This window comes from Aeromicrobium sp. Leaf291 (genome assembly GCF_001423365.1).
Taxonomy (GTDB): Bacteria; Actinomycetota; Actinomycetes; order Propionibacteriales; family Nocardioidaceae; genus Aeromicrobium.
On the sequence record NZ_LMNM01000001.1, the window covers coordinates 639,771 to 664,651 of the forward strand.

Here is a 24,881-nt window from a genome sequence, read left to right on the forward strand (position 1 = left end):
GGGGCGCGTGCGGTGCACGCATTCAGGGGTCCGGTGCGCGAGGATTACTCGTGAGTGCTACCGGCTGGTAACTTAAGTATCCGCAGATCAGGGGCTCGACACAAGTCATTCGGCCCACCTCGCACGATGTTCTTGGACACGCCCCCGAGGGACGGACGTGCGCTGCTGTGCGGATCAGGACGTGAGCGACGGAACCAGGTCCACGACGCCGAGCAGGTCGGGCACGACGTGGGTGGCGCCGGCGGCACGCAGCTCGTCGGCGGTGCAGGGGCCGGTGGGCACGGCGATGCCGACGACGTCGGCCGAGCGGCAGGCGTCCATGTCGTGCACGTGGTCGCCGACGTAGGCCGCGACGCCCCGCTCGCGGAAGACGTCGGCCTTGCCCTCGCGCCACACGTCGCCCACGACGTCGAGCTCGACGTCGAGGCGCTGCAGGTGCAGACGGGCGTTGTGGGTGTTCTTGCCGGTGACGACGAACGCCTCGCCGCCGGCGTCGAGCACGGCCTGCACCGCCTCGCGCGCGCCGGGGAGCAGCTCGACGCGGGGGATTGCCAGCTTTGGGTAGAGGGCGCGGTAGCGGTCGGCGGCGGCCGGGACGTCCTCGGCCGCGAACCAGTTCGCCAGCTCGTGCTCGAGCGGCGGACCCAGGCGGGACGTCACGAGGTCGACGTCGATGGGGGTGCCGGTCTCGGCGGACAGCGCCCGGTAGGTGGCGCCGATGCCGGGACGGGAGTCGACGAGCGTCATGTCGAGGTCGAACCCGACGACGAGGCGGCTCACGTCGTGAAGACTACGCAGCCACCGTCCCGGGGGTGGACGGTGGCTGCGAGTGATGCTGACCTGCAGGCCGCAGGGCCGGGGCGTCGGGACCCGGCCGCGGACGTCGTGCGGTCAGACGTGGGTGGGGGGGTTGCCGGGACGCGGGCGGCGGACCGGCGACCGCGTCAGAAGCGCCGGATGGTCGGGATGCGGCCGTAGCCGTCGGTCGCGACGAGGTAGGCGGTCTTGGTGACACCGATGGTGACGACGATCGCGCCGAGCACGGAGAGAGCGAGCATGGTGGGGGCCTCCTCGGGAGGGTCGGGGGGTGGTTCTTCCCTCTCAGGATGACCCTGCTCATCGTCAAGGACAAGCGAAGAGAACTACATGTAACGTGTAGCATCTCTACATGGACGTGCGCCGCCTCATGGTTCTCAGGGAATTGTCGGAACGCGGCTCCGTCGGGGCCGTCGCCGACGCGATGAGGGTCACACCGTCGGCGGTCTCCCAGCAGCTGAAGGCGCTCGAGAAGGAGGCCGGCTACCCGCTCGTGGAGGCCGCCGGCCGCGGCGTCGCCCTGACCGAGGCGGGGCGGGCGCTGGCCCGAGCGGCCACCGACATCGCCGTGGCCATCGAGCGCGCCGAGGGGGACTGGCGCGCCTTCATGGAGCAGCCGGCCGGCCGCGTCACCCTCGTGACCTTCCCGACAGGTGGCGAGATGCTGCTGCCGGGCCTGCTGACCCGCATGGCCGAGCGGCCCGACGTCGAGCTGGTGTGCACCGACCTGGAGGACCCCGAGGCGGCCGGTGACCTGACCGCCGACCACGACGTGGTGCTGTCGGACGCGCCGACGACGTCGGCCACGTGGCACGAGCGCGGACTGCAGGTGGTGCCGCTCATGAGCGAGCCGCTCGACGTCGCCCTGCCCGAGGACCACCCGCTCGCGCGGAAGGCGAGCCTGTCGCCCCGCGACGTGGTGGACGAGACGTGGATCGGGGTCCCGCCCGGCTATCCCTTCGACCGGGTGCTGGAGCAGGTGGTGGTCGCCACCGGCCAGCCGGTGCGGGTGGCGCAGCGCTTCGCCGACAACGGGGTGGTGGAGGCGATGGTCGCCGGCGGCCACGGACTGGCGATCCTCCCGCGCTTCACCACCCGCGAGCACAGCAACGGCCTGGTCACCCGCCCGCTCATCGGCGTCCGCGCCCGCCGCGACATCTCCGCCGTGCTGCGTCCCGACCGCTTCGAGCGCCCCTCCGTCCGCCTCGTCGTCCAGGCCCTGCGCGAGGAGGCGCGGCTCGTCGCCGACGCCCACGGCGCCGCCTGACCGCAGATTCCCAGGTCGACCTGGGTATCTTCCGGTCCGCACGGTTTCCCCTACGTCTGCACGGGTTGCTTCCCGTGCAGACGTAGGCGAACCGTGCAGGTGTCAGGACTTCGAGAATCGGGCTGCGAAGCGCTCGAACTCCGGGCTCGAGAGCGACTCGGCCTGGAACTGCGCCTCGACCTCGAGCGACGCGACGAGGTCCGACGTCGACGCGACGCGCACGGACTCCTTCACGTGCGCCATCAGGGTGGGGTTGCGCTCGCACCAGCTCAGGGCCAGCTCCCGGGCGCGGGTCGGCGCGTCGTCCACGAGCTCCTGGGCGATGCCGAGCCGCAGCGCGTGGTCGGCCCCGATCACGTCGCCGGCGTAGAGCGCGGCGGCCGTGTTGGCCGAGCCGATGCGCTGCGTGAGCATCCAGGTGCAGCCGCCGCCGGGGTGCAGGCCGATCTGGGTGAAGGTCGGTCCGAACCCCGCCTTGGGGCCGGCCACGATCACGTCGCACGCGAGCGCGATGTTGAGGCCGGCTCCCACCGCGGGCCCGTGGACCGCGGCGATCGTCGGGATCGTCAGGTCGCGGATGGGCAGGAACGAGGCGTAGACCTTCATGAGGTGGTCGCGCAGCTCGTCGACGGGCCGGGTGCGGTCACCGAACAGGTTGCCCACGTTGGCGCCCGAGCAGAACGCCCGGCCGGCGCCGGTCACCAGGAGGGCGCGGGCCTCCTCGTCGGCGGCCACGGTGGCCACCGCCTGACGCAGCTCGTCGAGCAGTGGCCAGTCGAGCGCGTTGAGCCGCTCCGGGTCGTTCAGCGTGATGGTCCGCAGCGGACCGTCGGACTCCAGCAGCACGTAGGACATGCGGCGACCGTACCGGCGGGACGCCTCAGAGGGCGTGCCGGATGACGTCGGCCATGCCGGCGTAGCCGCGGTCGTTGGGGTGGAACCGGTCCTCGGCGAGGCGCCCGCGCCAGTCGCGCATGTGGGGGACCCGGAAGTCGGCGATCACGATCTCCCCGGCCCGTTCGTGGGCGTCGACGGCCCGGTTGAAGCGAGCGGCGGAGCGCTGCAGACCGGGCTGGGTCGCGACGACGGTGCCGTGCGGCACGGCGTCGAGCAGCGTCTCGATCGCCGAGGGCAGCAGCCTGCTCCACTTGGGGCTCATGAGGTCGTTGTTGCCGATGAGCAGGGTGACGAGCGCGATCTCGTGGCCCTGCTCGCGGACCTGGTCCAGCGCCGGGAGCTGCCGCTCGAGCACGTCGAGCACGCGTGCACCGTTGAACGCCAGGTTGAGCACGGCCGCGTCGCGGATCCTCGTGGGCGGGTCGGCCGCGATCTGGCCGACCCAGCCGCGGTCCGGAGCACTGGCGCCGATGCCCTGGGTCATGGAGTCGCCGAGCGCGACCCACAACGGCCGGCCCGAGCCGAGTGCGCGACGGTTGCTGTCCTCCCACCACCGCGCGTAGGGCTCCACCTGGCCCATGACGCTGCGCACGCCGGGGAGCACCAGCGCGAGCTTCGAGACCACCGGCCCGGGCGGCCGATCGCTCAGGTTGGAGTAGTCGAACGTCGTCACGATCACCAAGTGAAGCAACGGTATGGTGATCGCGCAGGTCAGGTGAGCGGTCTCACGCGTCAGCCGCGGGGGTCGCGCAGGTCGGCGCCGTCGCCCACGAGGAGGAGTCCGCCGGGCAGGAGGGCGGCCGTGACACGAGGAAGAGCCCGCGACGCGAGAGTGGGGTGACGGCCGTCGAGGGCGCCCACCCGCAGCGCGAACGCGAGGTCGTACGGCGCCTCGTCGGGTTCGAGCAGGAGGTCCTCGACGGCGACCTGCCGGACGTCGAGCCGCCCGGCCGCGATCTCCGCGGCAGCGTGACGTCGGCACTGGTCGACGGCGGTCGCGGAGCGGTCGGTGGCCAGGGCGAAGCCATCGGGTCCGAGGCGTCGGACGACCTCGCGGGCGGCCGCGCCGGGACCGCACCCGATCTCGAGCACCCGCATCCCGGGCTCGAGCGGGAGCGCGTCGACCGCGGCCAGGATGCGGGCTGACGGCGGGGCGGGCACGCTCCCATCGTCGCCGCTCGCCCGCCGGTTGGGTACCCTGACATCACCGGCCGATGTAGCTCAATGGCAGAGCGCTTGCTTCCCAAGCAAGACACGCGGGTTCGATTCCCGTCATCGGCTCCATCGCGCCGAAGGCGCTCCCTCGCCGATGTCGGGAATCGAGTCGGGCCCCCCTCCGCGCCGAAGTCGCCCCGCGAGGGATCCCGTTATCGGCTCCACGCCGCGAAGTGGCCCCTTGAGGGATTTCGTCATCGGCTTCATCGCGCCGAGACTTCAGAGCCCCGCCCTACGGCTCCGCCGCTCGACCAGCACCGTGTCGCGCCAGTGTCCCGCGTACGGGCCGACCGCGGCCCGGCCGATGCGCTCGCGGGTGCCGACGACGCGGAAGCCGTGGGCGGCGTGCAGCCGAAGGCTCGCCTCGTTCTCGGGGAACACGTTGGACTGGATGGTCCAGATGCCGGCCGCCTCGGTCGAGGTGACGAGGGCGCCGAGCAGCAGCCCGCCGACGCCGCGGCCCCGCGCCGACGCTGCGACGTACACCGAGTGCTCCACCACGCCGGCGTAGACGGCGCGGGTGGAGACGGGGGAGCAGGCGACCCAACCCACCACGTCACCGTCGCCGCGCAGGGCCACGTGCCGATGGCCGGGCAGGCGGGAGGCGTCGAAGTCCCGCCACGACGGCGGCGCGGTCTCGAACGTCGCGCTGCCCGCGGCGATGCCCTCGGCGTAGATCCTCTCGACCTGCGGCCAGTGGCGCTCCGTCAGGGGGACCAGCGTGATCTCCGAGCGCTGCACGGGGGAAGCGGGTCAGACGGTCGCGTCGACGTCGGCGTCGGCGAGCACGCCGGCCACGCGCGCGAGCGCACCCGGCACGAGCGAGTAGTAGGCCCACGTGCCGCGCTGCTCGCGTGCCAGCAGGCCCGCCTCCACCAGCACCTTGAGGTGGTGCGAGACGGTGGGCTGGCTCAGCCCGACCGGCTCGGTGATGTCGCAGACGCAGGCCTCGCCGCCCTCGTGCGCGGCCACGAGCGACAGCAGTCGCACCCGCGTCGGGTCGCCGAGCGCCTTGAACGTGCGGGCCAGCTCGACGGCCTCGTCACGCTCGATGGGTGCCGACGTCAGCGGCGTTCCACAGCCGCTCGGCGGCGCGGGGACGGTCTGGGCCATGAGGCGAGTATGCCCCAGTCACGGTGACCCCGGGCCGGCCCGAGCGGACCCCCGGGCGCGTTCACCCGATGTTCACCGCCATGGTCCGCCCCGAGCCTGACAACGCCGCGGATCGACCGCTACGGTGACCTGTACATAGACCGACGTCGATGCAGTTCGCCTGCGTCGGACGGCGACCCGAGGAGCAACGAGTGGACCGCACGGCGATGGAGAACGCGTCGACCGACGAGGACGCGATCGCGAGGCTGTCGAGGCTCGACCGCTTCCTGCCGGTGTGGATCGTCCTGGCGATGGTCGTCGGCCTGGTGCTCGGCCGCACGATCGACGGTCTCGACGAGGCCCTCGAGTCGGTCTCGATCGGCTCGGTCTCGCTGCCGATCGCGATCGGCCTGCTCGTGATGATGTACCCGGTGCTGGCGAAGGTCCGCTACGACGAGACGTCGCGCGTGACCGGCGACAAGCGGCTCCTGCTGGCCTCCCTCGTCCTCAACTGGCTCGTCGGCCCGGCCCTCATGTTCGCCCTCGCGTGGCTGATGCTCCCCGACCTGCCCGAGTTCCGGACGGGCCTCATCATCGTCGGCCTCGCCCGGTGCATCGCGATGGTGCTGATCTGGAACGACCTGGCCTGCGGCGACCGCGAGGCGGCGGCCGTGCTGGTCGCGGTCAACTCCGTCTTCCAGGTGTTCGCCTTCGCCGCCCTCGGCTGGTTCTACCTGCAGACGCTGCCGGGATGGCTCGGCCTCGAGACCACGTCGGCGGAGTTCTCCATCTGGTCGATCACCGTCAGCGTGCTCGTCTTCCTCGGCATCCCGCTCGTCGCGGGCTGGGCCACCCGCACGATCGGCGAACGGACGAAGGGCCGCGACTGGTACGAGTCGACCTTCCTGCCGCGGATCGGCCCCTGGGCGCTCTACGGCCTGCTGTTCACGATCGTCGTGCTGTTCGCCCTCCAGGGCGACGCCATCACGAGCCGTCCGCTCGACGTCGTGCGCATCGCCCTGCCGCTGCTGGCGTACTTCGCGATCACCTTCGCCCTCGGCATGGTGCTGGGCCACGCGCTGCGCCTCGGCTACGCCAAGACCGCGACCCTCGCCTTCACTGCAGCCGGCAACAACTTCGAGCTCGCGATCGCCGTGGCCATCGGCACCTTCGGGGTCACGTCGGGCCAGGCCCTCGCCGGTGTCGTCGGTCCCCTCATCGAGGTCCCGGTGCTCGTCGGCCTCGTCTACGTCGCCCTCTGGGCGCGCCGCTTCTTCGCCACCCAGGAGACCTCGTGAACCCTTCCGCCCGTCCCAGCGTCCTGTTCGTCTGCGTGCACAACGCCGGACGCTCCCAGATGGCTGCCGGCTTCCTGAACCATCTCGCCGGTGACCGCATCGACGTGCTGTCGGCCGGCTCCATGCCCGGCGACGCGATCAACCCGGTGGCCGTGCAGGCTATGGCCGAGGTCGGCATCGACATCGCGGGCGAGCAGCCGAAGAAGCTGACCGACTCGGCCGTCGAGGCCTCCGACGTCGTCATCACGATGGGCTGCGGCGACGAGTGCCCCTACTTCCCGGGCAAGCGCTACGAGGACTGGGTGCTCGAGGACCCCGCCGGCCAGGGCATCGACGCCGTGCGACCCATCCGCGACGAGATCCGCGGCCGGGTCGAGACGCTGATCGCCTCGCTCTCCTGACCATCCATTGACATCCATCGATGGAGGGCTAGGCTCAACACATCGATAGTCGTCGATGTCCTGACCGAGGAGTCCGCATGAGCCCCACGTCGTCCAGTGCCACGTCGATCAGCCCCGGCCCGGCCGACCTGCCCGTCGTCGTCGTGGGAGCGGGGCCCACCGGCCTGGCCGCCGCGGCGCACCTCAGGAGTCGTGGCGTGGCGCACCTCGTGCTCGAGGCCGGCGAGGGCCCCGGCGCCGCGGTCGCCGAGTGGGGCCACGTGCGGCTGTTCTCGCCCTGGCGCGAGCTGGTCGACCCGGTCGCCCGCGAGCTCCTGCTCGAGCAGGGCTGGGAGCCGCCGCATCCCGACCGCTACCCGACGGGCGCCCGCTGGGTGGACGACTACCTCCGCCCGCTGGCCGAGGTGCTCGCTCCGGCCGTGCGCTACGGGACCCGGGTCACGGCCGTCGCCCGCCACGGTCGCGACCGCCTCGTCAGCTCGGGCCGGGACCGGTCGGCGTTCACCCTCCACCTGCGCGCCTCCGCCGGCACCGAGCACCTGGCGGCCCGAGCCGTCGTCGACGCCACGGGGACCTGGGGCACGCCGAACCCACTGGGCGGCGACGGCGTGGTCGCTCTCGGCGAGCGCGAGAGCGCCGACCGCATCGGCTACCGGGTGCCCGACCTCGACCAGGCGGTCCAGCGCTCCCGGTTCGCCGGCAGGCACATGGTGGTCGCCGGTACCGGAGCGTCCGCGAAGGGCGCCCTGCTGGCGCTCACGGCACTGGCCGAGAGCGATCCCGGCACGACGATCACCTGGCTCGTGCGCCGCAGCCGCGTGGGTGCGGCCTTCGCCGGGTCGGGCCAGGACGAGCTGCCCCAGCGCGGCGCCCTCGGTCAGCTGGCCCGGGCCGCCGTCGACCGTGGCCCCGTCACCACGCGCACCGGCTTCCGCACCGCCGAGGTCCGGCGACGCGACGACGACCGCCTCGACCTCGTCGCGTTCGACGGGCAGGTCGTCGAGGAAGTCGACGAGGTCCTCGCCCTCACCGGGTTCCGCCCCGACCTCGGGTGGACCGACGAGCTGCGCCTCGACCTCGACCCCGTGCTGCAGGCACCGCGCGCCCTCGCCCCGCTCATCGACCCCAACGAGCACTCGTGCGGCACCGTCTACCCGCACGGCGTGGCCGAGCTGGCCCAGCCCGAGGTCGGGTACTACCCGGTCGGCATGAAGTCGTACGGCCGAGCCACGTCGTTCCTGGCGCTCACCGGCTTCGAGCAGACCCGGTCGGTCGCGGCGGCCCTCGCCGGCGACCACGAGGCGGCGGCGCGCGTCGAGCTGACGCTCCCGGACACCGGGGTGTGCGGGGGCGCGGGCACGTTCGACGACGAGTCGGCCGACGGTGGTGGCTGCTGCGGAGCACCTGCGGTCGAGGTGCTGAGCATCGGCGGCGTCGGGACGCGCTGAGCCGGGAGAAGCCCGCCGAGGGTCAGTGGATGCGGTCGCGCCAGTCCTCGGGCACGCGGTCGGCCGGACCGGGTGCGGTCTGGTCGCCCGGGTGCGACTGCGGGTCGGCCAGCCGGGGACCTCGCGCGGCGGTCTCGGAGGCGTAGTCCCAGAACCAGTCCTCGCCGGGCTCGAAGCTCTGCACGACCGGGTGCCCGGACTCGCGGAAGTGCGCCGTGGCGTGCTGGGCGGGGGAGCTGTCGCAGCAGCCCACGTGGCCGCACTGCGCGCAGCGCCGCAGGTGCACCCACCACCCGTCGGGCTCCGCGAGGCACTCCACGCACCCCGCGCCCGAGGGCTTGACCGTGACGTCGATCGACGAGTTCTCGGGGCCGGGAGTCTCTGACATGTCGCCACGGTAGTCCGGTCCGGCGCGGCCCGCGAGGGTCCGACGACCCCTCCTCGACCCCACCGCGTGCGTGCGCCGCCGCGCGCTGGGAGGGTGGGGTCATGACCACACCCGACGTCGCCGTCATCGGCGGTTCCGGCTTCTACACCTTCCTCGACGACCCCGAGCAGGTCGAGGTCGACACCCCCTACGGCGCGCCGTCGGCGCCGATCTCGGTCGGCCAGGTGGGGGACCGGACGGTCGCCTTCCTGCCGCGGCACGGTGCCGACCACCGCTTCCCCGCCCACCAGGTCCCGTACCGAGCGAACCTCTGGGCGCTGCGTTCGCTGGGCGTCCGCCAGGTGCTCGCCCCCTGCGCCGTGGGCGGTCTGCGACCCGAGCTGGGTCCGGGCAGCTTCGTGGTCCCCGACCAGCTGGTCGACCGCACGACCGCGCGCACCCAGACGTACTACGACACCGGCGCGGTGCACGTCTCCTTCGCCGACCCCTACTGCGACCGCCTGCGTGGCCACCTGCTCGAGGGTCTCGCCGACCACGACCCGACCTACGGCGGCGCCATGGTCGTCATCGAGGGCCCGCGGTTCTCCACGCGCGCCGAGTCGCGCTGGTACGCCGAGAACGGCTGGGCCGTCATCAACATGACCGGCCACCCCGAGGCGATCCTGGCTCGCGAGCTGGCGCTCTGCTACGCCACCGTGGCACTGGTCACCGACCACGACGCCGGGGTCGACGCCAGCGACTCCGTGAGCATGGAGGCGGTGTTCCAGGTGTTCCGGGAGCACACCGACACCCTCAAGTCGACGCTGGCCGGGGTCGTCGGCTCGATCGGAGAGCGCGACTGCGCCTGTGCATCGGCCGTGGACGGCATGACCCTGCCCTTCGAGCTGCCGTGAAGGTCCTGCTGACCGGCGCGGCCGGGTTCATCGGGTCGCGGATCGCGCTGCGGCTGGCCGAGCGCGGCCACGACGTCGTCGCGCTCGACGCGTACCTGCCGATGGCGCACGGACCGAACGCCCGGGACGACGCGCCCGCCGACGTGCACCTGCTCGACCTGCGCACCGACGACCTCGACGACGTCCTGGCCGACGTCGACGTCGTGTGCCACCAGGCGGCCATGGTCGGCAACGGCGTGGACGCCCAGGACCTGCCCGGCTACGCCGAGCACAACGACCTCGGCACGGCACGCCTGCTCGCCGCCATGGCCCGCGCAGGGGTCCAGGACCTCGTGCTCGCCTCGTCGATGGTCGTCTACGGCGACGGTCGCTACGACTGCCCCGACCACGGCGACGTGCCGCCCGCGGTGCGCCGCGAGGACGACCTGGCGGCCGGCCGCTTCGACCCGCGCTGCCCCGTGTGCGGTGGTGACGTGACGTGGCGCCGGGTCACCGAGGACGCGCCCATCCGACCGCGCACGTCGTACGCGGCGTCCAAGATCGCGCAGGAGTACTTCGCCGACGCGTGGTGCACGCTGCAGGCCGGCCACGCCGTCGCCCTGCGCTACCACAACGTGTACGGCCCGGGGATGCCCGCGGACACCCCGTACTCGGGCGTGGCCGCGATCTTCCGGTCCGCGCTCGAGCGGGGCGAGGCGCCGCGCGTGTTCGAGGACGGCGCCCAGGTGCGCGACTTCGTGCACGTCGACGACGTGGCGCTGGCCAACGCGCTGGCCGTGGAGCAGGTGGCGCAGCACCCGGTGGGCGTGACGGCCTACAACGTGGCGTCGGGGCGACCGTTCACGATCGGCGAGATGGCGCAGGTGCTGTCGCGCGCCGTCGACGGACCCGAGCCGGAGGTGACGGGCGACGCGCGGGTCTTCGACGTCCGGCACGTGCTCGCCTCGCCCGACAAGGCCGCCGAGGGTCTCGGCTTCCGCGCCGAGATCGCGCCCGAGGACGGCATCGCCCGCCTGGCCACCGACCCGCTCCGTCGCCGCTGAGGGTCTACGCCCCCCGTTTCGGACACCTGCGGGGCGTCCGCGGGCTCCTAACCGCCCCGCACCTGTCCGAGACGAGGGCCGGCTCGGCCGTCACCAGCGGGTGATGAGCAGGGTCTGGGCGAGGAGGGCGAGGACCAGCTGGGAGGCGAGGAGAGGGCGCTGCCAGCGGTCCGGCAGGAGGGCGGGGATCGCGACGACCCAGATCGTGAACGGCAGCCAGATGCGCTCGACCTCGGCCTTGCTCATGCCCGACAGGGTGGCCGCGACGATCGTGGCCACGCCCGCGCCGGCCAGCACGGCGAGCGGGACGCGACGGCGAGCGGCGTCGACGGCGGCAGGGAACGCGGCCCACACGGCGAGACCTGCGGTGAAGGTCCAGGCCGCGATGTTGGCCCAGACCCAGTAGCCGTAGGCGCGCTCGGACGCGATGCCCTCGTAGTAGCGCTCGCGCAGCACCGGGTAGGCCTCCCACCAGTGGAACCCGTACGCCGAGAAGGCCGCCGTCACGACAAGGGCCCCGCCGACGGCCCACGGCAGCGCCCGCCAGCCCGCACGCGCTCGGGCGGCGGCGCGACCGTGCGCCAGCCAGAGGACGGCCAGGGCGAGGATGCCGAGCAGCACGAGCCCGTACGACAGGAACACGCACCACCCGAGCAGCAGCCCCGCCCCGACGCCGAGCGCCCAGGACCGGGGTCCGACCGCGACCGCGGCCCGGGCGAGCAGGTACAGGCCCCAGGCCGCCACCGCGGCGAAGTAGTAGTCGGCGCTGACCCCCGCCCACACGACCAGCGGCGCCAGGGCGAGCCAGGGAGCAGCGCGCCTGGCCAGGTCGCGGCTGCCGAGCAGGTCGAGGGTCAGCAGCACCGCCGCCACCGACGTGGCGCCGATCGTCACGACGACCATGGCGACCCAGAAGGGGTCGTCGATCCCGACGCGGTCGAGACCGACGAAGGACAGCAAGGCGCCTGGAGGGTGCCCGGCCACGTGCGTGTGCCAGTTGTCGACCGCGGCCGAGGGGATGCGCTCGACGAAGTCGTGCAGCGCGGCAGGGACGTCGCGGACCTCCGTCGCGTCGTTGAGGTACTCGCTCTTGCGTCCGTACACGCGGCTGAAGCCGTAGCGCCCGTCGCTGAGCCCGAGCGCGCACGTCCAGAGCCACGACGAGACGGTCGCGAGCACCACGACGACGCGCCACGGGAGATCGCGGCACGCCCGGGGCAGCGCCGACCAGAGCAGCACGGCCGTCGCGACGGCGACCAGGAGGAGGGGATCGAACCGCGGGCCCCAGAAGGCGTGGAGCGGGGGCCAGTGCACGCGCACGTCGTCGGAGAGGACGGCCGGGACCGCCATCGCGGCGATCACCAGCACGAGGCCGACCAGTGCCGAGAGCACGGCCGTGCGGGGGCGGGCCAGCATGGCGCCACGCTATCCGGCGAACCCAGGGGACGCATGGCCGTCCCGGGGGAACGTGGTCGAGCGCCTGTCGCAGGACCCCTTGACGTGCGAGCGGGCCCTGCGCGGCTTAGGTTCGGGGGATGCAGGATCACCTCGGGGCGTGCGACGTCGTGATCCCGTGCCGTGACGAGGCCGCGGCGCTGCCCCTCGTGCTGCGTGACCTCCCCGCCGGGCTCCGCCCGATCGTGGTCGACAACGGCTCGACCGACGGCACCGCCGACGTGGCTCGCGAGCTCGGCGCGCGCGTCGTGCACGAGCCCCGACCCGGGTACGGGGCCGCTGTCCACGCGGGCATCGAGGCCGCCACCGCCGAGTACGTCGGCGTGATCGACGGCGACGACTCCATGCGGCTCGTCGACCTGCTCCCCATGCTCGACGCCGTGCGTGACGGCGGCGTGACGATGGCGGTGGGCCGACGTCGGCCCGTCGCCCGCGGCGTGTGGCCGTGGCACGCCCGTGCCGGCACGCTGGCCCTGGCCACGTGGATCCGCCGATCCAGTGGCTTCGGCATCCACGACCTCGCGCCCATGCGGGTGTGCCGCCGCCAGGACCTGCTCGACCTCGACGTCCGCGACCGACGCTTCGGGTACCCGCTCGAGCTGATGGTCAAGGCCTCGCGCGCCGGCTGGACCGTCCGTGAGCTCGACATCGACTACCGCCCGCGCGCCGCCGGGACCCGCTCGAAGGTCTCGGGCTCCGTCAAGGGCACCGCGCGCGTCGTGCAGGACTTCGCGAAGGTGCTGCGATGAACAGCGGAACGATCGTCCCCGTGCTGCTCGTCGTGGCCAAGGCGCCCGTTCCGGGTCTGGCCAAGACGCGGCTCGGTCGCGTGGCCGGCCCGCAGCGGGCCGCCGACGTGGCCGCCGCCGCCCTGCTCGACACCCTCGACGCCGTCTCGTCCGCCCACGACGTGACCGGCTGGCCGGTCGTGGTCGCGCTGACCGGTGACCTCGAGCAGGCCGCACGGTCGCGTGCCGTCCAGGACGCACTGGCCCGGGTGACCGTGGTGCCCCAGCGCGGCGACGACTTCGGTGCCCGCCTGGCGCACGCCCACGTCGACGCCGGCGGCGTGCTGTCGGCGTCCGGTCCCGCGTGGGGCACCGTGCAGATCGGCATGGACACCCCCCAGGTCACCTCCGACGACCTGGTCACAGCGGGCGAGCTCGTCCGCGACGGCACGCAGGTGCTGGGCCCGGCCGAGGACGGTGGCTGGTGGCTCCTCGGGCTGCCTGATCCCACGCACGCCGACGCGCTGCGTGCGGTGCCGATGTCGCGCGGCGACACGGGCACCCGGACGGTCGAGGCGCTGGGCGGCGACGTGCACCTGCTCCGCCCCCTGCTCGACGTCGACGAGTGGCCCGACGCCCAGCGCGTCGCCGCCGACGTGCCCGGCTCGCGGTTCGCCGCGGCCGTCGCCCGATGCGCGGAGGCGGTGGCATGACGCTCGACGACTCGCTGTTCGACCCGGTCTTCACGTCCGGTGACTCGCACTTCGTCGACGACCACGGCGCCGAGGAGCGTCTGGCGGTCCACCGCTGGGCCGCCGACGCCGACGCTGCCGACCTGACGCTGTTCGTGGACCCGTGCGTCGGACCCACGCTCGACCTGGGCTGCGGTCCGGGTCGGCTCGTGCAGGCGTTGCTGGCGCGGGGCCTCGACGCGCTCGGGGTCGACAGCTCGCGCTCGGCGATCGGGCTGGCCCGCGCCCGGGGCTCCCTCGTGCTGCGGCGCGACCTGTTCGAGCGGCTGCCCGGGGAGGGCGGCTGGCAGCACGCGCTGCTGGCCGACGGCAACATCGGCATCGGCGGCCGTCCCGACCGTCTGCTGCGCCGCGTCGGAGAGCTCGTCGTGCCGGGCGGCACCGTGCTGGTCGAGGTCGAGGAGCACGGGGCGATCCTGCAGGAGTCGCGCCGCCTGCGCGTCGACGGCACCCTCGGAGAGCCGTTCCCGTGGGCCGTGGTCGGTCTGGACGCGGTCCCCTGGCTCGCCCAGCGGGCGCACCTGCAGCACACCCGCACGCTGTCTGCCGACGGCCGCTGGGTCGCCGAGCTCCAACGACCCCTCGCGTCCTGACGACGCCGCTCGTCGCCCCGCCCCGTCCGGGACCGGGCGCCTTGGTCGCTCGCGCTCCCGCGATGGGTTACGTTGCTGCCGTGCTGCTGAGCGACCGCGACATCCTGGCCGAGATCGATGCGGGACGCGTGGGTCTGGACCCGCTCGAGCGCTCGATGATCCAGCCGTCGAGCATCGACGTGCGGCTCGACAAGTTCTTCCGGGTGTTCGACAACCACAAGTACCCGCACATCGACCCGGCAGCCGACCAGTCCGACCTCACGCGCCCCGTCGAGGTCGAGGGCGACGAGACGTTCGTGCTGCACCCGGGCGAGTTCGTCCTCGGGTCCACCTACGAGCTCGTGACGCTGCCCGACGACGTCGCGGCCCGCCTCGAGGGCAAGTCGTCGCTCGGTCGGCTCGGCCTGCTGACCCACTCCACGGCGGGCTTCATCGACCCCGGCTTCTCGGGCCACGTGACGCTCGAGCTGGCCAACGTCGCCACGCTGCCGATCAAGCTCTACCCGGGCATGAAGATCGGCCAGCTCTGCTTCTTCCGGCTGTCCTCGGCGGCCGAGAACCCGTACGGATCGGCCAAGTACGGGTCCCGCTACCAGGGGCAGCGCGGACCGACGGCGTCGCGGTCCCACGCCAACTTCCACCAGACACGCATCTAGAGCCGAGGGCGATCCCCCATGTCCCTACCCCTCTCGATCAGCACCGAGGTCTCCGAGGCACTGTCGGCCGGGCGTCCGGTCGTGGCCCTGGAGTCGACGATCATCTCCCACGGCCTGCCCCGCCCCGACAACCTCGTGGCCGCGCGGCACTTCGAGCAGATGCTGCGCGATCGCGGCGTGGTCCCGGCCACGATCGCGGTGCTCGACGGCCAGCTGAAGGCCGGGCTGACCGACGCCGAGCTGGAGCGGGTCGCCTCCGAGGACGTCGCCAAGCTGAGCATGCGCGACCTGCCCGTGGTGCTGGCTCGCGGTGGCAGCGGTGCCACGACGGTGGCGGCCACGTCGTTCATCGCCGACCACGCGGGCATCCGGGTCTTCGCCACCGGCGGCCTGGGAGGGGTGCACCGAGGAGCGGGCAGCACCTTCGACGAGTCCAACGACCTGAAGGCGCTCTCGGAGGTGCCGATCACGGTCGTCTCCGCGGGCGTGAAGTCGGTCCTCGACATCGGCGCGACGCTGGAGCGCATGGAGTCCCTCGGCATCACGGTGCTCGGCTACGGCACGCAGGAGTTCCCGAGCTTCTGGCTGCGGTCGTCCGGCGAGCCGCTGGACTGGACGGTGCCCGACGGCGGCGCCGTCGCCGCGGTCATGGAGTCGCGCGAGCAGCTGGAGCTGTGCAGCGCGATCGTCGTGGCCAACCCGCTCCCCGTCGATGAGCAGCTCGACCCCGACCTGCACGACCGGGTGCTCGCCGAGGCGTTGCGCCGCTGCGAGGAGAAGGGCATCGAGGGCAAGGAGGTCACCCCCTTCCTGCTCTCGACCATCGTCGAGCTCACCGACGGGGAGAGCCTGTCCGTGAACCTGCGGATCGTCGAGAACAACATCAGGGTGGCGGCCGACATCGCGTCGGCCTGGGCCGCGCTGTAGCCGATGACGATCCTGGTCGTCGGCGACGTGGTCGACGACATCAGCGTGCAGCCGCTCGCCGAGGTCACCCCGGCGAGCGACACGCCGGCGACCATCCGGATGGCACCCGGTGGCTCGGCGGCCAACGTGGCGGCGTGGTTGGGCAGCCTCGGCGTCCCGACCCGGTTCGTGGGCCGGGTCGGCGCCGACGCGGTCGAGCGCCACGCGGCGGCCCTGCAGGCGCACGGCGTGGACGTCCGCCTGGCGGCCGACCCCGAGCTGCCGACCGCCACCATCCTGCTGCAGCTCGACGAGGTCGGGGAGCGGACGATGTTCGTCGACAGGGGTGCGAACACGCGGCTGGGGGCGGCCGACGTCCCGCCCGAGGCCTGGGACGGCGTGACCTGGCTGCACCTCACCGGCTACTCGTTCTTCGACGAGGGCACCCGGTCGATGGCCCTCGGGCTCGTGGCGCAGGCGAGGGCACGAGGCGCCGGGGTCAGCATCGACCCCAGCACGGTGTCGTTCCTGCGGGCGTGCGGCGGGGCGACGTTCCTCGACTGGGTCGACGGCGCCGACCTCGCGTTCCCCAACATCGACGAGGCGCGCGTCCTCGTCGACGCGCGCGGGCCGCAGATCGACCTCGACGCCCTGGCGGGTCGCTTCGGGGCGGTGGTGGTGACGCTCGGCTCGATGGGCGCGGCCTTCATCGGCTCCGTCGACGGTGCACCCGTGCGCGAGCAGCTGACCGCGCCCCGCACGTCGGTCGTGGACACGACGGGAGCCGGCGACGCCTTCGCGGCCGGGTTCCTGTCGGTGTGGGTGCGTCGGCACGACCCCGTGCCGGCCCTGGAGGCCGGCCGGTCGGCCGCGGAGCGGTGCATCGCCGCGCTCGGCGCGCGACCCCCGCGGTGAGCATCCGGCGCGAACTTGCCCGGAAGTTGCGGAATCAGTAGTCCTATCGGGCCATTTATTGCGGTTCCGTGACAGTTCTTCGAGAATCGCTGGCCAGAACGCGGGTGGTTGAGGTTTCATCGATCCGTGGGACCGCCCAGGGATCGGCCTCACGAGGGAGGGGATCATGTCGCTCGCGCTGCCGGCTCGACGCCGCCACGTCCGGGGACCGCGCTCGGCGCCGGTTCGGCGGCGGGTGATCGTCGAGGGGACCGAGCACGTGGCCGCCACCGGTCACCGCGTGTACGTGGTGGCCTACTACCGCTCGCCCGAGGACGCCCGCGACTTCCGGGGCGGCGTCGTCACCACGTACGCCGACCACGACGCTGCTCCGGACCGGGTGACCGTGGCGGCGCCGGGGCCCGGTGACTGGTTCGTCAGCATCCTCGAGCGTTCCCCCGGGGCCTCCGGCTACACCTTCGTCGCCGGCGCCGACGGCGTGCCGCTGGTCCCGCGCTGAGCGTCGCTCGCCACCACTCGCCCTGACTCGTGGGCCATGCGGTGTCATCCTGTCCGGGTGACAGGACAGGGCGTCTCGTGGCGGCGCGACCCGCGCTCGCGTGCCGTCCTCGCGGTGAGCGTGCTGGTGGGAATGCTCGGCGTGCTCATGGCGTGGATCGTGATCGCCCCGGAGTCCACCGGCACGGTCTTCCCCGACCGGGGTTCCGCCACGTCCGGCCAGACCCGCGCGGCTCCCGGGGGCGGGTCGTACGCGTTCCTGCAGACGCAGGCCGACGGTGAGACGCCGGTGGCCTACGACCCGTGCACGCCCGTGCGGATCGTCGTCAACGAGCGACGCGCCCCAGATGACGCCGACGCGGTGCTCCGGAGGGCCGTGGCGGAGGTGGAGGACGCCAGCGGGCTCGACCTGCGGGTCGTCGGCACGACCACCGACGCGCCGCTCGCGCATGAGGACGACCCCGAGGACGGGGAGGGTTGGCGTCCGGTGCAGATCAGCTGGACCGACGCCGACGAGGTCGCCGAGCTGGAGGGTCGCGTGGGCGGTCTCGGCGGCAGCACCTGGGTCGAGCGGGACGACCGCCGCACCTACGTGACCGGCGAGATCATGCTCGACGCCCCCGACCTGGTGCGCCGAGGGAACGGTGGCGACGTCGCGACCGGGGTGCTCATGCACGAGCTGGCCCACGTGCTCGGCCTCGACCACGTCGACGACCTCGGAGAGCTCATGCACCCGAGCAGCCCGCGCGACGCCTGGGGCCCGGGCGACCGGGTGGGACTCGCCGCGCTCGGTGCCGTCGGCTGCGCCTGACCTGCTCAGACGAGCGGCAGCGTGAGCACCTGGTCCGCCGATCCGGTCGTGATCGTCACCGGCGCCGAGACGAGGCCGCCGCGGTAGTTGACCGAACCGCCGGCGACCACGAGGCGCAGGGCGTGACCCTTCTCGAAGCGGTGCGCGATGCCGGGGAGGGTCACGGTGAACGGCTGCCCGGCGTCGGGCACCCGCACCGGCGCGACGAGGTCGCGCACGACGGTGCCCTTGCCGTCGGGGCCCACGTCGAGGACCTTCACGAAGACCACGACCTTGCCGGCGTCGAGGGCCTGTGTGAGAGCCGCGGTGGGTGCGGTGACGGACAGGTCGAGCGTGGGGGAGCCCACGACCGTCAGCGGCGCCGTGAGGGCGGGGGTGGTCCAGCTCGCGGACGTCCCGGGCAGGTCCAGCTCCGGCAGCGCGATCGGCACCTGCGAGCCGACGACGTCGATCGTGCCGAGGGAGGTGGGTGCGCCGGCGGGTCCCGTGAGCAGGGTCTGCGACCCCTTCGCCACGGCACCCTTCGAGCGCGTGAGTGCCGTGCCGGAGAGGTAGAACGGCGTGCGTGAGCCGATGGGGAACGTCGAGCTCGTCGCGTACGCCGGACGGGCGTTGCCGGTGTAGGGGACCCAGTCGCGGAAGTAGGAGAACAGCGGCCCGGTGTCGGTCTTCTGCCCCTTGAGGTAGTGGTCGAACCAGGCGCTGAGGCGCGCGGTGAGGTGCTGGCCGGAGATGCTCGGGGCGTCGAAGTCGATCTCGCCCGGCGCGTTGGGGCCGGAGTGGCCGCCGTTGATCCACACGAGCTTGGTGGGCACCTTCTGCTTCCGGAGCGCCTGGAAGGTGGCGGTGCCCTCGTTGAGGTTGAACAGCGTGTCCGACTGACCCTGCAGCAGGAGGGTGGGGATGCGCACCTGCTTCACGTAGCTGGCCACGGAGCGCCTGCGCAGCTCCTGCACGGTGCCCTGGTCGAGCGTCCCGGTGACGCCGGCGGTGACCACGGCCGGGCACACGAACGCCACGAAGTTCGGGCAGCCCGCGATGCGAGAGGGGTCCTGCGGCGCTCCGGTGAAGCCGTCGAGAGCGCCCTTGCCGACGAAGCCGAGCGCCCAGACGAGCTTGGCGGCACCGGGGGTGGCCGAGCTGACCCCGGTCTGGGAGGTGTTGTTGGGCGAGAGGGAGTAGCTGAGGTCGTTCCACGTGGCGCCGGGGACGATCGTGTCGAGGCGCGGGTCGATGGCGGCGGTGGCGAACTGGATGCCACCGCCGTAGGAGATGCCGACCATGCCCACGCGTGGGTCGTTCCGCGAGACCGTCCCGAGCTGGTTCCTCGCGTCGCGCTTCACGACCGTCAGGGCGGGCGCCTTCTTCGTGAGGCCGGCGTCGAGGTAGGCCGTGCCGGTGGCGCCGCCGAGGTAGCCGATGATCTGGCTGGCGGCCTTGCCGTCGACCGCGGGATCGTCGAGGGAGATCGGGCAGCCCGAGCCGCCGAAGCCGAGCCCGGAGTAGCTGATGACGGCGTAGCCGCGGGAGGCGAAGAGGCGTCCGAGACCGGCCTGGTCGTCCTTGGAGCCGCCGAAGCCGTTGGTCGTGAGGATGGCCGGCACCGGCTTCCTCGCCGTGGCCGTGCGGGGCAGGTACTGGTCGGCCACGATGGTGCACTTCTGGTCGTTCTTCTCCCCGACGGTCACGCGGAACCACAGCGAGGTGACGGTGTACGGCGCGGCAGCAGCCGTGGCGGTGGGTGCGGCGGCGAGCCCGGCCAGGACGAGGACGGCGGACAGGGCGGTCAGGACGGCTCGACGCACGGTGGCTCCTCGACTGGTACGCGGGTACAGGTTGCAACGAGCAACCGTGAGGTGGGTCACGGGGACGAAGGTCCCGACTCGGGGCTGCCAACGCTGACGCCTGCGGGGGTAGCGTCGACGCATGCTCACGCAGATCGGTGACGGGGTGCACCTGTCCGGCGGCACGGACGTCAACTGGGTGCTGGTGCAGGACGGCGACGCCCTGACGGTCGTCGACACCGGCTACCCCGGGGACGCGGACCGGCTTGACGCGACGGTGCGGGAGCTCGGTCTCGTGCCCGGCGACGTCTCGGCCGTGCTGGTGACGCACGCGCACGTCGACCACGTCGGCAGCGTGGCGCGCTGGTGGGAGCACCACGGGGTGCCGGTGCTGATGCACGCCGACGAGGTGCCGAACGCGACGGGGGAGCGGGCCGAGTCGGCCACCACCCTCGACGTCGCGCGTCGGGCCTGGCGCCCGCGGACGGCGCTGTGGGCTGCCCGGATCTCCCGGCTGGGCGCGACGTCGCACCAGACCTTCGCCCACGCCCGCGCGTGGACCGACGGTGCGCCGCTCGACGTGCCGGGCGCCCCGGTCCCGGTGCACACGCCGGGCCACACCAGCGGACACGCGGCGTACCTGTTCCCCGCGGCCGGCGTGCTCGTCACCGGCGACGCCCTGGTGACGGGCCACGCGATCTCGCGTCGGCGCGGCCCCCAGCAGCTGCCCGGCTTCTTCACGGCCGACGGCGTGCAGGCGGAGCGCTCGCTGGTGCGGCTGCGCGGCCTCGACGCCGACACCATCGCCCCCGGTCATGGCCCGGCCTGGCGCGGCCCCCTGGGCGACGCCGTCGACCAGGCCCTCTCCCCCCGGCCTTGACTCGTCAGAGGTAGGTGGCGCGCGGAATCGACTCGTCAGAGGTAGGTGGCGCGCGGAATCGACTCGTCAGAGGTAGGTGGCGCGCGGATAGGAGGCGCGTATCCGCGTGGCACCTACCTCGGGGTGCCGGGGTTGCGCGGGCCACCTACCTCCCGCGGCCGGCACCGTGCGACGGCTCCCGTCCGCCTGTCGGGGCGTGGCACGGGGACGAAGACGACGAGAGGGCGCCCGCGTGGTGCGGGCGCCCTCTCGGCTGGGATCGGTCGTGCGTCAGGCCTTGGGCTCGTCCTCGCCCTGGGGCTCCTCGTCCTTGGCCGCGTCGGTGGCCGCGGTCGAGACGTCCGTGCCCGACGGGTTCGCGTCGCTCAGCGGCGCGACGTCGTCGGACTCCGGGTCGGCGTTCGGCGCGTCCTCGACGGCGACGACCTCCGACGGTGCCTCGTCCTTGGCCGCGCCGGTTCCGTCGGTGTCGGCCTTGGCCTCCACGTCGGTGGCGTCGGCCTCCTCCTCGCGCGCGCCGCCGTCGACGGGCTCGTCCTCGGCGGGTGCGGGCTCGTCGTCGGTGGCCGGGCTGGCCTCGTCGTCGCCCTCAGCACCATCGCTCGGGACGGTCTCGACCTCGGGGTCGGTGGTGTCGCCGGGCTCGGGCTCCGGGTCGGGCTCGGGGGCACCGTCGGACGAGGTGGTGGACTCGGCCTTCGGCTCNGCTCGGGACGGTCTCGACCTCGGGGTCGGTGGTGTCGCCGGGCTCGGGCTCCGGGTCGGGCTCGGGGGCACCGTCGGACGAGGTGGTGGACTCGGCCTTCGGCTCGTCCCCACCCTCCTCGGCCTTGTCGTCGGTGGCGGGCTTGGCCGGCTGCGAGGGAGCGTCGACCTGGACGGGCTCGTCCTTCTCGGTCTCGGACTCCCCACCGTCGGTGTCGGCCTTGGCCTGGACGTCACCGGCGGCGTCGGCCTCCTCCTCGCGCGCGTCGCCGTCAACGGGCTCGTCCTCGGCGGGTGCGGGCTCGTCGTCGGTGGCCGGGCCGGCCTCGTCGTCGCCCCCAGCACCATTGCTCGGGACGGTCTCGACCTCGGGGTCGGTGGTGTCGCCGGGCTCGGGCTCCGGGTCGGGCTCGGGGGCACCGTCGGACGAGGTGGTGGACTCGGCCTTCGGCTCNGCTCGGGACGGTCTCGACCTCGGGGTCGGTGGTGTCGCCGGGCTCGGGCTCCGGGTCGGGCTCGGGGGCACCGTCGGACGAGGTGGTGGACTCGGCCTTCGGCTCGTCCCCACCCTCCTCGGCCTTGCCGTCGGTGGCGGGCTTGGCCGGCTGCGGCGGGGCGTCGACCTGGACGGGCTCGTCCTTCTCGGTCTCGGACTCGTCACCGTCGGCGCCAGTCTCGTCGGCCTTCGACGTCTCGGCGGCGGGCGCCTCGTCGGGCGTCGCGTCCCCGGACTCGTCGCTCTCGGTCGAGGCCTTCGCGTCGTCCGCCTCGACCTCGTCCGCACCGGGCGCCTGGCCGGCGTCGCCGGAGGTGTCGGCGGCTCGACCCTGGTCGTCGACGTCCATGTTGTGCTTGGCGGCGACCTCGACGTCCTCCTCGCGCGACGTCGTGGCGGGCTCGTCCTGCGGCTCGTCGTCGGGGACGTCGGTCGCCTCGGGCTCCTCGTGGGCGTCCGCGGCCGGCGCGGCGACCTCGGTGTCGCTGATCGAGGCGTCGTCGGCCTGGTCGGTCGCGTCGGGCTCGGCGTCCGTGGCCTGGTCCGTCGACCCGGCCGCCGCGGCCGCGGCGGTGGCCGCCTCGGCCTCGTCGACGACGTCGGCGGACTCCTCGGCCGTCGGCTCGGGAGCACGCTTCACGGCGGCGAGCAGCATCTGCGCGACGTCGAGCACCTCGACCTCCTCGCGGGCCTCGCCTGCCGCCTGCTGGGCGGTCAGGCCGTCCGACAGCATGACGCGGCAGAACGGGCAGCCCACGGCGATCTGGTCGGCACCGGTGGCCACGGCCTCCTGCGTGCGGTTCACGTTGATCCGCGACCCGAGGTTCTCCTCCATCCACATGCGCGCGCCACCGGCGCCGCAGCAGAAGGAGCGCTCGGAGTTGCGCGGCATCTCGGCGAACTTCGCGCCGGGGATGACGCTGAGCAGCTCGCGCGGCGCCTCGTAGACCTGGTTGTGACGGCCGAGGAAGCAGGGGTCGTGGTAGGTGATCGTCTTCTCGGGCTCGGCCGCGGCGGCACCGGCCTTGCCGGCCACCGGCGTCAGCCTGCCCTCGCGCACGAGGCGGTTGAGCAGCTGCGTGTGGTGCACGACCTCGAGCTCGACGCCGAACTCGGCGTACTCGTTCTTGAGCGAGTTGAAGCAGTGGGCGCAGGTGGAGACGACCTTCTTGGCCTTGGTCTCCTTGAGCACCTCGGCGTTCTCCATGGCCAGCTGCATGAAGACGATCTCGTTGCCGGCTCGACGCGCGGGGTCGCCGGTGCAGGTCTCGCCGTCACCGAGGACGGCGAAGTCGACGCCGGCGGTGTTCAGCAGCTCGGCCACGGCCTGCGTGGTCTTCTTGGCGCGGTCCTCGAAGGCGCCGGCGCAGCCGACCCAGAACAGCCACTCGACCTCGTCGAGGCTCTCCACGTCCACGCCGACCTGCTTGACCTCGAAGTCGAGGTCCTTGGCCCAGTCCATGCGGTGCTTGGGGTTCATGCCCCACGGGTTCCCCTTGCGCTCCAGGCCCTTGAAGATGTTGTTGAGCTCGGCGGGGAAGTTGGACTCCACGAGCACCTGGAAGCGGCGCATGTCGTCGATGTGGTCGACGTGCTCGATGTCGACGGGGCACTGCTGCACGCACGCGCCGCAGTTGGTGCACGACCACAGGACGTCGGGGTCGATGACGCCGTACATCTCCTCGTCGCCGATGAGCGGACGCTCGACCTCCTTCTGCTGCTCCTCGGTGCGCTCGTCCTCGGGGATCGCCAGGGCGGGGATCTTGGCGTAGGCGTGCTCGCGCAGGCCCATGACCAGGAGCTTGGGGCTGAGGGGCTTCTCGGTGTTCCAGGCGGGGCACTGGCTCTGGCAGCGACCGCACTCGGTGCAGGTCGTGAAGTCGAGCAGGCCCTTCCAGGAGAAGTCCTCGACCTTGCCGACGCCGAGCTTCTCGAAGTCCTCCTCCTCGAGGTCCTCCATGGCCTCCATGTCGAGGGCCTTGCCGTTGATGCGGATGGGCTCGAGGCCGCCGAGGGCCGTGCCACCGTCGGACTCGCGCTTGAACCAGATGTTCGGCCAGGCGGTGAAGCGGTGCCAGGCGATGCCCATCGTCAGGTTGGTGGAGATGACGAGCAGCCAGATCATCGCCGACGTCACCTTGATCATCGCGATGACGACGATGATGTTCTCGAGGGTGTCGATGTTCTCGGCGCCGGTCGGGTAGAGGTTGCCGAAGAACTGGGCGATCGGGAAGTGGAAGCCGGTGGCGTACTCGGAGTCCTCACCGCCGCGGGCCTGCAGCAGGTTGTACTCGGCGCCGCGGATGAACAGGATCGCGGCGCTCTCGAGGAAGACCATGAACTCGACGAAGTAGGCCTGACCCATCCGCGAGCCGAAGAACCGGCTCTGGCGCTGGAGGCGCTTGGGGTGCTTGACCTGGCGGTAGACCGCCAGTGGGATGATCGCGAGCGCGCCGAGCAGGCCGATGGCCTCGCTGATCCACTCGTAGAGGAAGAAGTGGCCGATGATCGGCCAGACGAACTCCGGGTCGAACAGCTGGAAGAACGCCTGGGCGACGGCCGTCGCGAGCACCAGGAACGCGAGGTAGACGAACCAGTGCAGGGCACCGATCCAGCTCCACTGGAGCATGCGCGTGTGGAGGAACGTCTCCTTGAGCATGTTCACCGTGCGCGCGGCGGGGTCGTCCGTGCGGCCGGGTGCCGGGCCACCGGCACGGATGACGGCGGTCATCCGGCGCACGGCGACGACCGTGACGGGGATCGTGATGGCCGTGACGGCCAACGAGACGATGATCGCGACGAGCTGCATGGAGCCTCAATCCTTGGGGCGACGACCGTGACAGTTGGGCTGACAGTAGCCCCTCGCGAGCGGGTCCGCGGGGTAAGGCCACCCAAAGGTCGTGCAGGTCAGCGGTCGGTTACCGGTGGGTAGGTAAAGGCTATC

Annotated in this window: 24 protein-coding genes, 1 tRNA gene and 2 pseudogenes; 16 read left to right on the forward strand and 11 right to left on the reverse strand. The window is 72.7% G+C overall.

Annotated elements, in window-relative coordinates; genetic code table 11:
* Window positions 1–174: 174 nt before the first annotated feature.
* Entirely contained in the window at window positions 175–780 is a 606-nt protein-coding gene (locus tag ASF35_RS03225) for an HAD family hydrolase (RefSeq protein WP_235493071.1), read from the reverse strand.
* 388 nt (window positions 781–1,168) lie between these two features.
* On the opposite strand from ASF35_RS03225, the gene ASF35_RS03230 reads away from it, so the two are divergent.
* On the forward strand, window positions 1,169–2,083 hold the full coding sequence (locus ASF35_RS03230; protein ID WP_055962690.1) for a LysR family transcriptional regulator: 915 nt from the start codon (window positions 1,169–1,171) through the stop codon (window positions 2,081–2,083).
* Window positions 2,084–2,185: 102 nt separating this feature from the next.
* On the opposite strand, the gene ASF35_RS03235 is transcribed toward ASF35_RS03230, so the two are convergent.
* From ASF35_RS03235 to ASF35_RS03245, 3 genes are read right to left on the reverse strand one after another with little or no spacing between them, the layout of a single operon-like run.
* Complete coding sequence (locus tag ASF35_RS03235; protein WP_055962693.1) at window positions 2,186–2,938, reverse strand: enoyl-CoA hydratase; 753 nt, start codon at window positions 2,936–2,938, stop codon at window positions 2,186–2,188.
* A gap of 25 nt (window positions 2,939–2,963) precedes the next feature.
* Entirely contained in the window at window positions 2,964–3,653 is a 690-nt protein-coding gene (locus tag ASF35_RS03240) for an SGNH/GDSL hydrolase family protein (RefSeq protein WP_235499098.1), read from the reverse strand.
* 59 nt (window positions 3,654–3,712) lie between these two features.
* On the reverse strand, window positions 3,713–4,141 hold the full coding sequence (locus tag ASF35_RS03245; RefSeq protein ID WP_055962699.1) for a cyclopropane-fatty-acyl-phospholipid synthase family protein: 429 nt from the start codon (window positions 4,139–4,141) through the stop codon (window positions 3,713–3,715).
* A gap of 49 nt (window positions 4,142–4,190) precedes the next feature.
* On the opposite strand from ASF35_RS03245, the gene ASF35_RS03250 reads away from it, so the two are divergent.
* A tRNA-Gly gene (locus ASF35_RS03250) sits at window positions 4,191–4,264 on the forward strand.
* A 150-nt stretch (window positions 4,265–4,414) separates the two neighbouring features.
* Here the strand turns inward: ASF35_RS03250 and ASF35_RS03255 are convergent.
* Entirely contained in the window at window positions 4,415–4,936 is a 522-nt protein-coding gene (locus ASF35_RS03255) for a GNAT family N-acetyltransferase (protein WP_082495343.1), read from the reverse strand.
* Between the two features lie 12 nt (window positions 4,937–4,948).
* A complete protein-coding gene (locus tag ASF35_RS03260) occupies window positions 4,949–5,308 on the reverse strand; it encodes a helix-turn-helix transcriptional regulator (RefSeq protein WP_055962702.1) in 360 nt (119 codons plus the stop codon).
* A gap of 206 nt (window positions 5,309–5,514) precedes the next feature.
* Here ASF35_RS03260 and arsB point away from each other — a divergent pair, with 206 nt between their 5' ends.
* The 3 genes from arsB (at window position 5,515) to ASF35_RS03275 (ending at window position 8,434) form a co-directional block, all read left to right on the forward strand.
* Complete coding sequence (gene arsB, locus ASF35_RS03265; protein ID WP_055966115.1) at window positions 5,515–6,585, forward strand: ACR3 family arsenite efflux transporter; 1,071 nt, start codon at window positions 5,515–5,517, stop codon at window positions 6,583–6,585.
* Complete coding sequence (locus ASF35_RS03270; RefSeq protein ID WP_156364891.1) at window positions 6,582–6,986, forward strand: arsenate reductase ArsC; 405 nt, start codon at window positions 6,582–6,584, stop codon at window positions 6,984–6,986. Before arsB ends, ASF35_RS03270 begins: the two co-directional genes overlap by 4 nt.
* A 77-nt stretch (window positions 6,987–7,063) precedes the next feature.
* Window positions 7,064–8,434, forward strand: coding sequence for an NAD(P)-binding domain-containing protein (locus tag ASF35_RS03275; RefSeq protein WP_055962706.1), 1,371 nt, complete (start codon window positions 7,064–7,066; stop codon window positions 8,432–8,434).
* A 22-nt stretch (window positions 8,435–8,456) separates the two neighbouring features.
* Here ASF35_RS03275 and ASF35_RS03280 read toward each other — a convergent pair whose 3' ends face one another.
* Window positions 8,457–8,822, reverse strand: coding sequence for a UBP-type zinc finger domain-containing protein (locus ASF35_RS03280; RefSeq protein WP_055962709.1), 366 nt, complete (start codon window positions 8,820–8,822; stop codon window positions 8,457–8,459).
* A 101-nt stretch (window positions 8,823–8,923) separates the two neighbouring features.
* On the opposite strand from ASF35_RS03280, the gene ASF35_RS03285 reads away from it, so the two are divergent.
* Both ASF35_RS03285 and ASF35_RS03290 read left to right on the forward strand, forming a co-directional pair.
* Window positions 8,924–9,715 carry an S-methyl-5'-thioadenosine phosphorylase gene (locus ASF35_RS03285; protein WP_055962713.1) on the forward strand — a complete coding sequence of 264 codons (792 nt, stop codon included), beginning with the start codon at window positions 8,924–8,926 and terminating at the stop codon, window positions 9,713–9,715.
* Window positions 9,712–10,758 carry an NAD-dependent epimerase/dehydratase family protein gene (locus ASF35_RS03290; protein ID WP_055962718.1) on the forward strand — a complete coding sequence of 349 codons (1,047 nt, stop codon included), beginning with the start codon at window positions 9,712–9,714 and terminating at the stop codon, window positions 10,756–10,758. The genes ASF35_RS03285 and ASF35_RS03290 overlap by 4 nt, the downstream gene beginning before the upstream one ends.
* Window positions 10,759–10,848: 90 nt before the next feature.
* Here ASF35_RS03290 and ASF35_RS03295 read toward each other — a convergent pair whose 3' ends face one another.
* Window positions 10,849–12,174, reverse strand: coding sequence for a hypothetical protein (locus tag ASF35_RS03295; protein WP_235499099.1), 1,326 nt, complete (start codon window positions 12,172–12,174; stop codon window positions 10,849–10,851).
* 119 nt (window positions 12,175–12,293) lie between these two features.
* Here ASF35_RS03295 and ASF35_RS03300 point away from each other — a divergent pair, with 119 nt between their 5' ends.
* From ASF35_RS03300 to ASF35_RS03335, 8 genes are all read left to right on the forward strand, one after another.
* Window positions 12,294–12,962 (forward strand): glycosyltransferase family 2 protein, encoded by a 669-nt coding sequence (locus ASF35_RS03300; RefSeq protein ID WP_055962721.1) that lies wholly within the window; start codon window positions 12,294–12,296, stop codon window positions 12,960–12,962.
* A complete protein-coding gene (locus ASF35_RS03305) occupies window positions 12,959–13,654 on the forward strand; it encodes a DUF2064 domain-containing protein (protein ID WP_055962725.1) in 696 nt (231 codons plus the stop codon). The genes ASF35_RS03300 and ASF35_RS03305 overlap by 4 nt, the downstream gene beginning before the upstream one ends.
* Window positions 13,651–14,286 carry a class I SAM-dependent methyltransferase gene (locus ASF35_RS03310; protein ID WP_055966121.1) on the forward strand — a complete coding sequence of 212 codons (636 nt, stop codon included), beginning with the start codon at window positions 13,651–13,653 and terminating at the stop codon, window positions 14,284–14,286. Before ASF35_RS03305 ends, ASF35_RS03310 begins: the two co-directional genes overlap by 4 nt.
* A gap of 80 nt (window positions 14,287–14,366) precedes the next feature.
* On the forward strand, window positions 14,367–14,942 hold the full coding sequence (gene dcd, locus ASF35_RS03315) for a dCTP deaminase (RefSeq protein ID WP_055962728.1): 576 nt from the start codon (window positions 14,367–14,369) through the stop codon (window positions 14,940–14,942).
* Window positions 14,943–14,960: 18 nt separating this feature from the next.
* Window positions 14,961–15,869 (forward strand): pseudouridine-5'-phosphate glycosidase, encoded by a 909-nt coding sequence (locus tag ASF35_RS03320; protein WP_055962731.1) that lies wholly within the window; start codon window positions 14,961–14,963, stop codon window positions 15,867–15,869.
* 3 nt (window positions 15,870–15,872) lie between these two features.
* Complete coding sequence (locus ASF35_RS03325; RefSeq protein WP_055962735.1) at window positions 15,873–16,763, forward strand: carbohydrate kinase family protein; 891 nt, start codon at window positions 15,873–15,875, stop codon at window positions 16,761–16,763.
* 166 nt (window positions 16,764–16,929) lie between these two features.
* The gene (locus ASF35_RS03330) at window positions 16,930–17,262 is read left to right on the forward strand and encodes a hypothetical protein (protein ID WP_156367939.1); all 333 of its coding nucleotides are present in this window, start codon (window positions 16,930–16,932) and stop codon (window positions 17,260–17,262) included.
* A 57-nt stretch (window positions 17,263–17,319) separates the two neighbouring features.
* Window positions 17,320–18,072, forward strand: coding sequence for a hypothetical protein (locus tag ASF35_RS03335; protein WP_055962741.1), 753 nt, complete (start codon window positions 17,320–17,322; stop codon window positions 18,070–18,072).
* Window positions 18,073–18,077: 5 nt separating this feature from the next.
* Here ASF35_RS03335 and ASF35_RS03340 read toward each other — a convergent pair whose 3' ends face one another.
* Window positions 18,078–19,877, reverse strand: coding sequence for a CocE/NonD family hydrolase (locus tag ASF35_RS03340; protein ID WP_055962743.1), 1,800 nt, complete (start codon window positions 19,875–19,877; stop codon window positions 18,078–18,080).
* Window positions 19,878–19,998: 121 nt separating this feature from the next.
* On the opposite strand from ASF35_RS03340, the gene ASF35_RS03345 reads away from it, so the two are divergent.
* A complete protein-coding gene (locus ASF35_RS03345) occupies window positions 19,999–20,736 on the forward strand; it encodes an MBL fold metallo-hydrolase (protein ID WP_055962746.1) in 738 nt (245 codons plus the stop codon).
* Between the two features lie 270 nt (window positions 20,737–21,006).
* On the opposite strand, the pseudogene ASF35_RS03350 reads toward ASF35_RS03345, so the two are convergent.
* Window positions 21,007–21,441: pseudogene (locus ASF35_RS03350) on the reverse strand (hypothetical protein); the annotation flags it as partial.
* Between the two features lie 455 nt (window positions 21,442–21,896).
* Window positions 21,897–24,746, reverse strand: a pseudogene (locus tag ASF35_RS03355) (heterodisulfide reductase-related iron-sulfur binding cluster); the annotation flags it as partial.
* Between the last annotated feature and the right edge of the window lie 135 nt (window positions 24,747–24,881).

Excerpts from the sequence above, each read along its gene's own strand:
- ASF35_RS03260 (WP_055962702.1), bottom strand. The coding sequence starts at position 5,308 with ATGGCCCAGACCGTCCCCGCGCCGCCGAGCGGCTGTGGAACGCCGCTG.
- ASF35_RS03330 (WP_156367939.1), top strand. The coding sequence starts at position 16,930 with ATGTCGCTCGCGCTGCCGGCTCGACGCCGCCACGTCCGGGGACCGCGC.
- ASF35_RS03320 (WP_055962731.1), top strand. The coding sequence starts at position 14,961 with ATGTCCCTACCCCTCTCGATCAGCACCGAGGTCTCCGAGGCACTGTCG.
- ASF35_RS03285 (WP_055962713.1), top strand. The coding sequence starts at position 8,924 with ATGACCACACCCGACGTCGCCGTCATCGGCGGTTCCGGCTTCTACACC.
- ASF35_RS03345 (WP_055962746.1), top strand. The coding sequence starts at position 19,999 with ATGCTCACGCAGATCGGTGACGGGGTGCACCTGTCCGGCGGCACGGAC.
- ASF35_RS03305 (WP_055962725.1), top strand. The coding sequence starts at position 12,959 with ATGAACAGCGGAACGATCGTCCCCGTGCTGCTCGTCGTGGCCAAGGCG.
- arsB (WP_055966115.1), top strand. The coding sequence starts at position 5,515 with ATGGAGAACGCGTCGACCGACGAGGACGCGATCGCGAGGCTGTCGAGG.
- ASF35_RS03280 (WP_055962709.1), bottom strand. The coding sequence starts at position 8,822 with ATGTCAGAGACTCCCGGCCCCGAGAACTCGTCGATCGACGTCACGGTC.
- ASF35_RS03310 (WP_055966121.1), top strand. The coding sequence starts at position 13,651 with ATGACGCTCGACGACTCGCTGTTCGACCCGGTCTTCACGTCCGGTGAC.
- ASF35_RS03230 (WP_055962690.1), top strand. The coding sequence starts at position 1,169 with ATGGACGTGCGCCGCCTCATGGTTCTCAGGGAATTGTCGGAACGCGGC.
- ASF35_RS03295 (WP_235499099.1), bottom strand. The coding sequence starts at position 12,174 with ATGCTGGCCCGCCCCCGCACGGCCGTGCTCTCGGCACTGGTCGGCCTC.
- ASF35_RS03275 (WP_055962706.1), top strand. The coding sequence starts at position 7,064 with ATGAGCCCCACGTCGTCCAGTGCCACGTCGATCAGCCCCGGCCCGGCC.
- ASF35_RS03300 (WP_055962721.1), top strand. The coding sequence starts at position 12,294 with ATGCAGGATCACCTCGGGGCGTGCGACGTCGTGATCCCGTGCCGTGAC.
- ASF35_RS03235 (WP_055962693.1), bottom strand. The coding sequence starts at position 2,938 with ATGTCCTACGTGCTGCTGGAGTCCGACGGTCCGCTGCGGACCATCACG.
- ASF35_RS03325 (WP_055962735.1), top strand. The coding sequence starts at position 15,873 with ATGACGATCCTGGTCGTCGGCGACGTGGTCGACGACATCAGCGTGCAG.